The organism is Shewanella sp. CG12_big_fil_rev_8_21_14_0_65_47_15 (assembly GCF_002783505.1).
Classification (GTDB): domain Bacteria; phylum Pseudomonadota; class Gammaproteobacteria; order Enterobacterales; family Shewanellaceae; genus Shewanella.
Genome location: NZ_PFGL01000067.1, coordinates 1 through 12,238 on the forward strand (window position 1 = coordinate 1; position 12,238 = coordinate 12,238).

General features: G+C 48.0%; 8 protein-coding genes and 1 pseudogene. 5 read left to right on the forward strand and 4 right to left on the reverse strand.

Going from position 1 to position 12,238, the window contains the following annotated elements:
- Positions 1–1,134: pseudogene (locus COW15_RS19045) on the reverse strand (IS4 family transposase); the annotation flags it as partial.
- A gap of 382 nt (positions 1,135–1,516) precedes the next feature.
- Between COW15_RS19045 and COW15_RS19050 the strand changes: the two are divergent.
- From COW15_RS19050 to COW15_RS19060, 3 genes are all read left to right on the forward strand, one after another.
- Positions 1,517–2,590 carry a UDP-2,3-diacylglucosamine diphosphatase gene (locus tag COW15_RS19050; RefSeq protein ID WP_293635060.1) on the forward strand — a complete coding sequence of 358 codons (1,074 nt, stop codon included), beginning with the start codon at positions 1,517–1,519 and terminating at the stop codon, positions 2,588–2,590.
- Positions 2,591–2,594: 4 nt separating this feature from the next.
- A complete protein-coding gene (locus tag COW15_RS19055; protein ID WP_293635062.1) occupies positions 2,595–4,490 on the forward strand; it encodes a GNAT family N-acyltransferase in 1,896 nt (631 codons plus the stop codon).
- A gap of 141 nt (positions 4,491–4,631) precedes the next feature.
- On the forward strand, positions 4,632–5,063 hold the full coding sequence (locus tag COW15_RS19060) for a CBS domain-containing protein (RefSeq protein ID WP_293635064.1): 432 nt from the start codon (positions 4,632–4,634) through the stop codon (positions 5,061–5,063).
- A gap of 39 nt (positions 5,064–5,102) precedes the next feature.
- Here the strand turns inward: COW15_RS19060 and COW15_RS19065 are convergent, their stop codons facing one another.
- Positions 5,103–6,455: an NCS2 family permease gene (locus tag COW15_RS19065; protein ID WP_293635066.1), complete on the reverse strand. Its 1,353-nt coding sequence runs from the start codon at positions 6,453–6,455 to the stop codon at positions 5,103–5,105.
- A gap of 453 nt (positions 6,456–6,908) precedes the next feature.
- Here COW15_RS19065 and COW15_RS19070 point away from each other — a divergent pair, with 453 nt between their 5' ends.
- Complete coding sequence (locus tag COW15_RS19070) at positions 6,909–7,280, forward strand: PilZ domain-containing protein (protein ID WP_293635068.1); 372 nt, start codon at positions 6,909–6,911, stop codon at positions 7,278–7,280.
- A gap of 56 nt (positions 7,281–7,336) precedes the next feature.
- Here COW15_RS19070 and radA read toward each other — a convergent pair whose 3' ends face one another.
- Positions 7,337–8,701, reverse strand: a complete 1,365-nt coding sequence (gene radA / locus COW15_RS19075) for a DNA repair protein RadA (protein ID WP_293635070.1) — start codon at positions 8,699–8,701, stop codon at positions 7,337–7,339.
- Positions 8,702–8,853: 152 nt separating this feature from the next.
- Between radA and COW15_RS19080 the strand changes: the two genes are divergently transcribed.
- On the forward strand, positions 8,854–11,235 hold the full coding sequence (locus COW15_RS19080; RefSeq protein WP_293635072.1) for a PilZ domain-containing protein: 2,382 nt from the start codon (positions 8,854–8,856) through the stop codon (positions 11,233–11,235).
- Positions 11,236–11,261: 26 nt separating this feature from the next.
- On the opposite strand, the gene COW15_RS19085 is transcribed toward COW15_RS19080, so the two are convergent.
- On the reverse strand, positions 11,262–12,233 hold the full coding sequence (locus COW15_RS19085; protein WP_293635074.1) for an alpha/beta fold hydrolase: 972 nt from the start codon (positions 12,231–12,233) through the stop codon (positions 11,262–11,264).
- Positions 12,234–12,238: the final 5 nt, after the last annotated feature.

Below are 12,238 nucleotides of genomic sequence, written 5' to 3' on the forward strand. Positions count from 1 at the left end.
AGATCGATATGGTTTTCTAAGCGTCCCTCAAAATGGATTGAGAGCTGTGATAGCGTCAAATTCCAATTTTGGAGCACATTCCGTTTCTTCACAGTGTTGGCTTGGAAGTGCCGCTGTAATTGCTTGTTTCCCCGTATAACCCTACCCACCAAAATGCCAGTTGCACTAATAACGCTATCAATAGCTGTATGTCCATCCTCGCCGCATAACGTGTTCTGCTATGACGTAAACCAAAGCCATAAGTGGGACTTTTTAAATCTCTAAAGGTTTCTTCTATTTGCATCCGCTTTTGGTAAATATTGACCAGTTTTTGAGGCGACATGGCCTCCATAGTCAAGTTAGTCACCAGTGCCCAAGGTTCTTTGGCGGTCAGTTCATACGTCCATTGCGCCGTATGGTGACAGTCTGTTGTCGTACTTCGCTGACCTTTTCTGCCTTTACTTGGGCCCCTGAACAACACCACCTCACATAACAAGGGTTTCTTTACCGATAATGCCACCCGCCTAACATGTTTTACGCGACGCCTGGCTTTGGGATAAAGCGCTTTTAGTGAAAATGCGGCCGATAGACACTTAATCCTCTGACACGCCCCAGCCAATACCAACCGAGCTGCTCGACTTTTCGAAACCATGGATTACGGAAGCCCACGTCAGTGACTATCAGCGGGGTAATGTTGTCAGGTAACACTTGTCTGAATTCATTCAGAAACTGATTATGGGCAGTTTGAGTGCCTTGCAGGATTAACGGAAATGTTCGCTCGTAGAGCGTGATAGATCGGCCCTTGATAGCAATAGAGGCGCGTAGCGCAATCAGCTCACGACCTTCACGCATATCTGACCAATCTACCAGTATGGTCGGCATCGTATGAGTAGTCAGCAGCCACTTTGCATGCCACTGATAAACCGCCAGTCTTGCATGGTGAAGATGAGGGTTGCCCAACAATCTATCCATGCGTTTTATCGAGTGTTTAGTCTGTGTGCTGGTGCCATCAATATGTCGGCCTAAATGCGTTAGGGTGAGACAATCCGCATTGATGAGGGCTTTGCAGGCGACCATGAGGGTATTAAGTCGCTTTTGATGGATTTCTGGACAATGTTGATAGAGAGATTGATGTAAGATAGTTAACACTTGCACCTTGAAGCCCTGTGATTGATGTTTGTTCGCACTTCCATCTGATCACACTTCAAAGTGCAAGTTCACCCCAATCTAATGATTTATCTGAAAATCATCAGGGGATTCTTCAGCGTCGAGCCTAATATGGACATATTCACGGCGTGTCACTGTGGAAACAGTGGCAATGCATATAATGCAATATATGGTTCAGTAATCTTGCTTTGAGGCTAAAGTAAGCTAAATCCCCCTGCTGATTCTCATTGCATCCAGATCTGAATCTTGACAGGTTCAGTCTAGGCTAATCCACCTTTTTGTCATCTGCATGTCACTTAAGCTTCATCATTCAGTCAAAGCAAGTGGCTACTCTCTAAGGCAGTCAACAGCCGCATAGGGTGAATATCAGATGACTGGAGCCAATTACCAGAGGCTTGAGCACACGCTTAGCCACACACTCAACAATCACCGCAACCTTCCCCTCAATAATCCATCATCCACTGTTAATACCGCTTCCTTCTTAACGCCAACCATTTCCAGCTTAATCAATGCGACTAACAGCCACACCACCACAGTCAATGCCCTCTGGTTGTCGGATATTCATCTAGGTTGTAAGGATTGCAAGGCCGACTACCTGCTCAGTTTGCTTGAAACCGTGCGCTGCCAGCACTTGTATCTGGTCGGCGACATTGTGGATTTATGGGCGCTGAAACGTAAGCTGCACTGGCCCGATAGCCACAATAAAGTGCTGCAAAAGATCATCGAACTAGCACAAAACGGCACCCAAGTGACTTATCTGCCGGGTAACCACGACGAACTGTTAAAACCCTATGCAGAGCTTAGTCTGTGGAATATCAAAATTGCCCGCCAACATATTCACCAGGGCATTGGCGGTCATAAGCTCTTGATGCTCCACGGGGATCAGTTCGATGCCGATGTCTGTGTCGGCCGTTTCTACGCCATATTGGGCGACCATTTATATGACTTATTACTGTTCCTTAACCGCAATCTCCACAGCCTGCGGGAGCGCTTAGGTTATCCCTATTGGTCACTGGCAAGTTACATCAAATCTAAAGTGGGTAAGGCTCAAGCCGCTATCGGACATTATCGTCAAGCGGTGCTCAACTATGCCCAGCACTTCGATGCTGACGGCGTGATCTGCGGCCATATCCATCAGCCAGAACTCTCTACCCACCCCAGAGCGGCGCAATACTGCACGCCCCAAAGTACACCTGAGCAGCGGCAGATCATCTACGCCAACGACGGTGACTGGGTCGAAAACTGCAGCTTAATCACAGAAACCTTAAGCGGTGAATTACAGCTGTGCCGCTGGAACGAGCAAACCTTAAAGCTCGATATTCTCAGCAGCATAGCGTTAGTGCAACAGCCGCCTGAGACGCACAAAAACCAACAACAAAAAACGGCAGCGCAGCCAATGCCAAACCCAAATATCGGCGAAACTCGCCCCAGTGATGCCGCCTAATACTATGAATCAAAAAGATAAAAATATGAATAAATTAGATAGCGCTATAGCACACAATGAGCAGACGCTAAGCAGCCATAACGATAAACTCCATACCACGCAGCCACCTGTGCTTAAGGCTAAGAGCATGATTTTTACCGTTGATAATATGGTTGAACAAAATCTGCCGTCGATCAACGACAAACCTTGGCTCGCTAAACCCGCCAAGGCCATGCTGCGTTACCTGCTCAATGAAAAACAATGCAATGATATCGCCAATCAATATGCCTATTTACAGGGCGTGGACTTTGTCGAGCAAGTGCTGGCGAGTTTCGACTTTAGCTTTACCGTGCCCGCCAACGAGATTGAAAACATTCCCTGCGAAGGCCGAGTGGTGATCTTCGCCAACCATCCCATAGGTTCGCTCGATGGTTTAGCGCTGATTAAACTTATCAGCGAAATTCGCCCCGATATTAAAGTCGTCGCCAATGAACTCTTGATGGCGCTGGAACCGCTGCACTCAATCCTACTGCCGGTGCGCAATATGACGGGCGGCACACCGAAACAGCATTTAGAAAAAATCCACCAGCACCTGCGTAACGAAGGCGCTGTGCTGATTTTCCCGTCGGGCGAAGTTTCGCGCCTTCGCCCTAACGGCGTACGTGATACCCAATGGCACTCTGGCTTTTTAAAGATGGCGATTTCCTGTAATGCGCCCTTACTGCCGATATTTTTAGATGCCAAAAACTCCGCCACCTTCTACGGCGCATCTATGATTTACAAGCCACTTGCCACCCTGTTGCTGGTGAAAGAAATGTTCAAGCAGGCCAAACGCAATATGCCGATCCGTATCGGCGAGCTTATTCCCAATGAAGCCGTGCGCTCGATGGACTTTCCCCTCAAGACCAAGATAAAACTGCTTAAAAATCACTTGTATCGTATCGGCAAAGATAAAGACCCACTGTTTATCACCCAAAACGCTATCGCCCACCCTGAATCGCGCCGTGAACTGCAAGCGGCGCTGCAGCAATGCGAACTACTCGGGGAGACGCAAGATAACAAGTTGATTTACCTGTACCAGCACCACGACAGCAATCCCATCATGCGGGAAATTGGTCGCCTGCGGGAAATCGCCTTTCGCGCCGTGGGAGAGGGTTCGGGCAAACGCCGCGATATCGACAAATACGATTCCTACTACCAGCACTTAGTGCTGTGGGATAAAGAGCAGTTTGAAATTGTCGGCGCCTACCGTTTTGCCAGTGGCGACCAAGTGTTAGAAAAATACGGCGATAACGCCCTCTACAGCCAATCCCTGTTTCAATACGCCGACAGCTTTATGCCCTTCGTGAAACAAGGCTTAGAGCTTGGCCGCAGTTTTGTGCAGCCTAAATATTGGGGCAAACGCAGCTTAGATTATCTGTGGTTTGGCATAGGCGCTTATCTCGCCAAACACCCTGAATACCGCTACCTATTTGGCCCAGTGTCTATCAGCAATCAACTGCCCGGCAGCGCCAGAGAAATGCTTGTGCACTTCTATGCGCGGGAATTTGCCCCTGCGCAGCAGATGGCGGTATCTATGTCGCCCTTTGGTTTATCCAAATCCCAAAAAGCCAAGTTAGATGATTTATATTTCTGCGAGGATTATCAGAGCAACTTCAAGCAACTCAAACAAGTGCTCGCCAGCATGGGCGCCGCAGTGCCAACCCTCTACAAACAATATGGCGAGCTGTGTAAGGCTGATGGGGTTAAGTTCCTCGCCTTTGGTATCGACGCCGACTTTGGCGATTGTATCGATGGTTTAGTCTTGGTCGATACCCATAAATTGAAAGGGAAAAAGTACCAACGCTATATTGGCATACATTTACCGGAGGCCGAACGCAGACCGATAGCCCTCGAAGATGAATATAACGAAGCGGATTAACCAAAAACCCTTAGGCTCGATCTTAAACCTGTTTAGGTTAATACTTTAGGAGAATGGGTTGGCTAATTAAACACCACTCTGTTATAAGTATCTGTAATGCGGTACATTAACAGAACATGTTTCAATAACAGGGAGAGTATCATGACGATCATTATCGCCGATATTATGAGTACCCGGGTCGTCACAGTCGAAATGGACGATCGCCTCTCTGTCGCTAAGGAAATTTTCGAACAGGCTAACTTTCATCACTTACTTGTCGTGGATGAGAACAAGCTTGAAGGTGTGTTATCGGAGCGAGATTTACTGCGTGCCATCAGCCCTAACCTCGGCAGCAGTGCTGAAACGGTAAAAGATCTTGAAACCCTGCAAAAACGTGTGCATCAAGTGATGACGCGTAATCCTGTCACCATCGCATCTCACATTAATTTAGATACGGCGGCCCGCATTTTGCTCGAGCATAATATCGGTTGTTTACCCGTTTTAGAGCAGGGGGACTTAGTCGGAATCGTGACTTGGAAGGATCTACTGCGCGCCTACTGCGAACACCGTGCGACAGAAGACAGCGAGTGCTAATCTTAGATTGCACTCGCTTTCATACCAATAGGGTTGGAATTAGATCGCCCACCCACCCATATAAAACACCACTAAACCTAAGGTAATGGCGAGCACGCCTAACTTGAGTTTGCGCCACTCGCCGCTACAAATACGGCCGACCACCAGAGTCACGAAGCCGAGCATAATACCAGTAACGATATTACAGCTTAAGATGATAAACACGGCGCAGGTTAAGCCCGCCATGGCATCGACTTTATCGTTAAAATCGAGTTTTGCCACATTGCTTAGCATCAATAAACCGACATACATTAATGCTGGTGCAGTGGCATAGGCTGGCACTAAATAGCTTAGCGGTGCTAAAAACACCATCAATAAAAACAGTACGCCAACGATCGTGGCCGTTAACCCTGTCTTACCGCCCGCCGCAGTGCCCGCCGCCGACTCGATATACACAGCCGCGGGTGCGCCGCCGACTAAACCCGCCACCATGCTGCTGACGGAGTCTGAGGTTAACGCTTTGCCACCGCCGACAATATTGTCATCTTTATCGAGCAAATTAGCTTGGCCAGCCACAGCACGGATTGTGCCGGTCGCATCGAATATCGCCGTCATCACTAACGCTAATACGATAGGCAATACCACAGGATTAAAGGCGCCCATAATATCGAGCTGACCAATCAGTGAATGCTCTGAGGTAAAATCAGGGAAGGCGAACAAGCCTTGGTATTTCACACTCGGATCGAATACTAAACCAAATACCGATAGCGCGATAATCACTAGTAAAATCCCACCAGGAACACCACGGCGCTCTAAACCGATTGTCGCCGCTAAACCTATGACAGTCGCGATAACGGGTAAGCTGTTAATGTCACCCAGTTTCACTGGCAAGCCTGCGTTATTAGCCACAATCAATTGCACGCTGTTAGTGGCAATCAAGAGTAAAAACAAACCGATACCTATGCCAGTACCGTGGGCAATGCCCCGGGGTAAATTAGCCAGCACCCACTGACGAATTCCCGTCACACTCACAAGTGTAAACGTCACACCCATCAGGAAAATCGCACCTAGGGTGACCGGAATCGACATCCCTTGACCTAGCACTAAGCTAAAGGCCGTAAAGGCGGTGAGCGAAATCGCGCAGCCAATCGCCATAGGTAAGTTTGCCCATAACCCCATAAGCAAAGAACCAAAAGCGGCAATTAAACAGGTGGCGATAAACACGGCAGCGGGGTCAAATCCCGCCTGGCCTAACATGTTAGGCACTACAATCACCGAGTAAACCATAGCGAGGAAAGTGGTTAATCCCGCAATCACTTCTTGGCGAACCGTGCTGCCACGTTGCTTTATTGAAAAATACTGGTCCAGAAAAGAACCTGAGGGTACGGCAGTTGAACTCAATTGCTCAGACATAGTGTTGTTATACCTTGTGATCTCTTAAAATAGGGTCGATACCATCCGCATTAAGCAGGATTGGCGACGCTGGCTGCGGCAGATTAGAGCCCCAAATCCACCGGATTTAGGTGAGAGATCCACATCATTTTCCTACTATGGGAAAAATCCATGATCTGCAAGCAATGATGCTTCGTTAGAGTCAACCATAGTTAACCCTGTAGACACAGCCGTTGTTGGCCGCGGATGATACTGTAAACCACGCCAGATAGCTAAGACATCACCAACACTTTGATAAATAATTAGCCAAAAAACGCGAAATCAGTTGTTTAAAAAACGACCTTAAGATTGTTCGACGGCACGCAGTATCACACAATAATTTGCAGAGCTTTTACAGACTTATGAATATGACTTATGCTTACCACTACGAATGAGGGCTCATGTTGGTAGACTATGAAAGAAAAAGGATCGGTTATGGACGAGAGACGCAAGTTTTCGCGGATTTTATTCGCTGCTAGCGCATCTTTGCAACAAGGTAACGAGCAGTGGCAAACTACCATCCTCGACCTCAGCCTTAATGGCGCATTAGTTGAAGAACCTGAGCATTTCACCAGCACAGATCAACCTATTACCCTGAGCTTCATCCTCCCAGGATCCGATATCGAGCTAAAAATGGAAACTGAGTTAGTCCACCATAGGAATGGCCAATTAGGTCTCAAATGCAGCTTTATTGATGTCGATAGCATTAGCCACCTAAAGCGCATGGTTGAACTCAACTTAGGCGATACCTCCTTGTTAAACCGCGAATTAGCGCTCTTTATTGAAAAACACAACAGCGCCGATTAACTCCTAAGGTTCATCCTATAACTAAAACCGCGCCCTTGAGGGTGCGGTTTGCTTTGCTAAATAGCCTCAAGGGCTTCGGATAATTTTGATACGCCAATGACTTCCATGCCCAATGGTGGCTTTTTCGGTACGTTCGCTTTAGGTACGATTGCCCGTTTAAAACCATGTTTAGCGGCTTCAACTAATCGTTCTTGACCATTAGGGACAGGGCGAATTTCACCGGATAAACCGACTTCACCAAAGGCGACTAAATCGCTGGGTAGAATATCGCCACGAAAACTCGACACCATCGCCAACAATAGCGTTAAGTCAGCGCTGGTTTCTGTCACTTTCACGCCGCCTACCACGTTCACAAACACATCTTGATCCGACATCTGTAAGCCACCGTGACGGTGCATCACCGCAAGCAACATGGCTAAACGATTAGCATCCATACCCACAGCAACACGCCGGGGATTAGACATGGCCGAGTTATCCACCAGCACTTGCAATTCAACCAGTAATGGCCGCGTACCTTCCCACACCACCATCACTAGGGAACCTGAAGATTCTTCCTCGCCACGGGAGAGGAAAATTGCCGAAGGATTGGCGACTTCTTTTAAGCCACGCTCTGTCATGGCAAATACGCCTAGCTCATTGATCGCACCGAAACGGTTTTTGTGGGAACGTAAGGTGCGGTAACGGCTATCGCTATCGCCCTCGAACATCACTGAGCAGTCGATGCAATGCTCCAGCACCTTAGGTCCGGCTAGGCTACCATCCTTAGTCACATGGCCGACCATAATCACCGCAATCCCATTTTCCTTCGCAAACCGCGTTAAATAAGAGGCGGATTCACGCACCTGCGACACACTACCGGGGCTCGATGCCACATCGCTCATATGCATCACTTGAATCGAATCGATCACTATGACCTTAGGCAATTCTTTAAGGGCCACTTCGCAAATCTGCTCGACACTGGTTTCCGATAACATGCGTAATTTGTTGGTCGGCAAACCTAAGCGGTGGGCGCGCATGGCCACCTGCTGCAATGACTCTTCACCCGTGACATAGAGTGCAGGCATGTGCTCCGCCAGATAACATAGGGTTTGCAATAATAAGGTGCTCTTACCCGCACCGGGATGACCGCCGATCAGGATCGCCGACCCCGGCACAATACCGCCACCGAGCACACGGTCAAGCTCTCCGAAATGGCTCAATATGCGTGGCAGAGCATTGAGATCAATTTGATCTAAGGTCTTCACTTCATTGCTGCTGACACCGGCATAACCGACAAACTTTGTACCGCGCCCAGGAGAAGCCGCCCCGAGCCTTACCTCAGTGATGGTATTCCATTCCTGACAAGCACTACATTGGCCTTGCCAACGGGGAAAGTCTTGCCCACACTCATTACATACGTACGCGGTTTTATTCTTTGCCATAACTCATTAAAATCTGTATAAAATCAATTTAAGTAACTGTGAATACTGCCGACATAAGACTAACAGCACAACATAGACCCAAACAACCTGAAGATGCAGAATTCGTCTATTCAGGTAGCTTGGGTATTAATAAGCATTAAAAAGAACCCTACATGAGTTTAGATAACCACAGTGCACTCATAGAACAGCTAAAGCCGCTGCTCATGGAACCTAATTTCCAAGAGATTTTCCAGCAGCTAACGATTGATGAAACCAATTCGACACGTTTTCTACTGAAAATGGAATTGAATCGCTTAGCGTCGCCCTGTACACGGATCATCGATCTTAGGGATAAATCTGAACTCCCCTGCACTGAAGTCATGCTCGGCCAGCAGCGTCATTTTCTAGATGAGCCCGCTAAACACAGCTTGTTTGAAGCCATGTCCTTATACCGTAATCAGTACACTTTAGGCGTGTATGAATATGTGCTGACTGCCCATCAGCAGCGCAGACAAAAATTACGCCAAGGAACGTCACAGACCGACAGTATCGAATCCGAACCTTTTATGGTGCCGGGAGTGGTCCTCGGCAGTTATTTTAATCGCGCCGAAGAACGGATGAATTACAGCATCCGTATTACGGCTTCACAAATGGGCCGAGGGGAAATCCCTGGGATCACAGTCGATCTTTCCATTGGCGGGGCTCGCATTCGACTCGCGGCTAATCATCCCTTCGATCTCGATAAACCGCTCAAAGTGAAGCTCCTCGAACTGAGCGAAGAATATTACTATCCGGACCTACAACTTGGTGTCGATTATCAAATTGTCGATAGCCAGACTAATGGCGAGTTTATTTGGTTAAGATTGAAACGTATTGGCGGCACAGATGCTCTAGGTGAAATGCTCGGCAATTTAATTCGTGGCTACAAATTACGCTATAAGCTAGATGTCAACGATGTGTTAGTCACAGCGTCTGGCCTAGGATTTGAGCGCCATTATTTACCCCATTTGCCACATTTACCGCTATTTATCAATCAACAGACGCAAGCTATCAGCCATATGTTGCTGAGCCGCGATAATCAACAAATAGTGCATTATTTTCAGGATGAAAATGATATCAGCCAACTCCCCGCCATGCTCACTCAGGCACGTTTATCGGCACTGCTCGCTCATCCGGAAAATCCAGACCATGGACTGTTTTTTAGTTTTACCTATAACGCGCAGGGCTGTTTGTATTTTTACTCCGCCACTTTAGCCGAACTCAAAGCTAAGGGGTTAATGCCGCTATTTTTAGGTTTTGCATCCACCAAACCCAGTTGGCGAATTTTCAAGCTCACCCAAGATAAAATCTACCATGAAAAGGGCTATCGCCGCGCCACGTTACCGGGGGATGAAACTAAGTATAACCCGCTGGTCGAGCAGCAATTATCCCTGTTTAGCCATATGCTGCAACTCGTTGATCTGACCAATGAGGATGCGAGATTAACCTATAACGCCTGGCAGGATAACAGCAATGCTAATGCCCTAAAAGCCTTTGGCCAGCAACGGCTGACAGCCCATACCATTAAGCCGATTTCAATGCAGTTTAGTGAACGTAGGCAAGAGGCGCGCTTCGCCTTTAAAACCTTAGTCAACCTCTCCCAGGGCGAACTCAGGGCCAGCGGCATTACCTTAGATATTTCTAGCCGAGGGATGCAGTTAACCTTAGATAATCCAACGGCGTTTTCATCTAACAAGCCTTTAATGCTCAGTTTGCCCAAGCTACAAGCCATCGCAGGTAAAACACAACTCGAGCATCTGCCCTATCGCCTAGTACGCACCCGTAAAAATGGCGTGACCTTGCACTTAACCGCCGTTATGGGCCATACCCCACATGTCGGTGTCGAATTTTTAAATAAACTCATTGCCCATAATAAGGAAAAGTTAGAGCAACTGACCGAAAACAATAGTGAAGTCAAAGAACTTGCCGATGGTTTAAAAAATATTCTGCTGCGCGAACTCCATTCCGTGCCCTATTTTATCGAAAAAACCACCAAATCAGCCCAGGTCGCCTGCCTTGGGGTAGGCACTCAACGGGATGATATCAGTGATATTTTTGCAGCAGGCACCTCTGATGCGCTGCAATACAATTTAGCGCCGCTACTTAAGGATGGTTTCTTCAAACGGGAGATCCTTGAGCCAATACGCCAAATGAAACCCCAGCAGGATATGGATTTTATTGAGGTATTTATTCAACTGACCCGTCAATCCCGTGGGCAGATCCATTTGAAGTGTGTCCTAGCGAGTGAGGTTGGGGATGCAAAAGCTAAGGTGGCGTTTATTAATCAGAGTAAAATGGCTGGCCGTTTTATCGCCCTGCGCATCTACCGCGGAGCAACGGAAAAACCCGATATCAGTTATCTTCGCCGCGAACTTGAATACATTAATGTCCATGCAAATCATAGAGCAAAACAGTTAGAAGAGCAGCTTTGGCGGATCATAGGTGTCGGCGAGCTACTCGATATCACCCAAGAAGTGGAACTCAGGTACCCCGTATTACATCAAAAGTCGGCCTAGTGAGCACAGCTGAACATCCGCAGGTCCTAATCCCTAAGCACACACAGATCAAACGCTAAATACCAGTCTAGGATCTGCAAAAAATGATCGCCTGCAGCATCCAAGTGGGTCAGCATATCCCCATGACCGTAATCGTGTTTAAAGCCATTAGCCTTAGATAGCAAAGTCAACTTCACTTGCTCGAATCCACATTCGCGCACCATATCGGCGACATCTTCGGGATGCCCTAGCACAGTGTCATTCTGCCCCGCAATAAACCAAGCCTGCGGCCAAAGCGCCTCTTTTGCCGCCTTTGCATAATCGAACCCATCATCGTGATCGCGCCAATCCCCCCGCACCCAGTCGATACTTTGATTGAGTGATGCTCGGCTCTCGTTATCCATACCGACGCCTAATTTATCGGCGGCGAGATAGCCTTGCCCCATGGCCAAACTAGGCGCGAATCGATTCCAAAACAGATCGACCATCAACCACTTTTTAAAGGATTTAACTCGGATAGTACGCTTACTGCCGAAGGTCAATAGTGAGCGAACACTTTGCTGCAATTGGGGATAACGCGCTAGACTGCTCGCCATTAGCACACCGCCCCAGGAATGGGCGCACCAATGCACCTTAGACGGTGCGATGGCGTTAGTCTCTTGGCAGGCCTGTTGATGTAAATCCAGAATAAATTGCTGTACTAAGGGGATCTGCTCACGAATAACCTCGCCCTGCCCTAGGGTAAAATCCCGGGTGATCTTAGGCAGACTCAGCCCCCTGCCTGCGGTATCGAGCACATAAACAATAAACCCAGCTCGAGCGAGGAAGCAGCCAAGGCCCCGACCATTTTGGCTATAAAACACCCGTCCGTTAGACATAGCGCCGTGGAGCATCAATATCGGCGTTTTAGAAAAATCTGGGTTAGCAGGCAGTAGCTGACGCAGATGTAAGTGCCCGTCACGGTAAGGTAAGTAAAGCGAAGACTGTGAAATGGGCGAAACCGAGGCGTGCTGAGTCAAAGTAA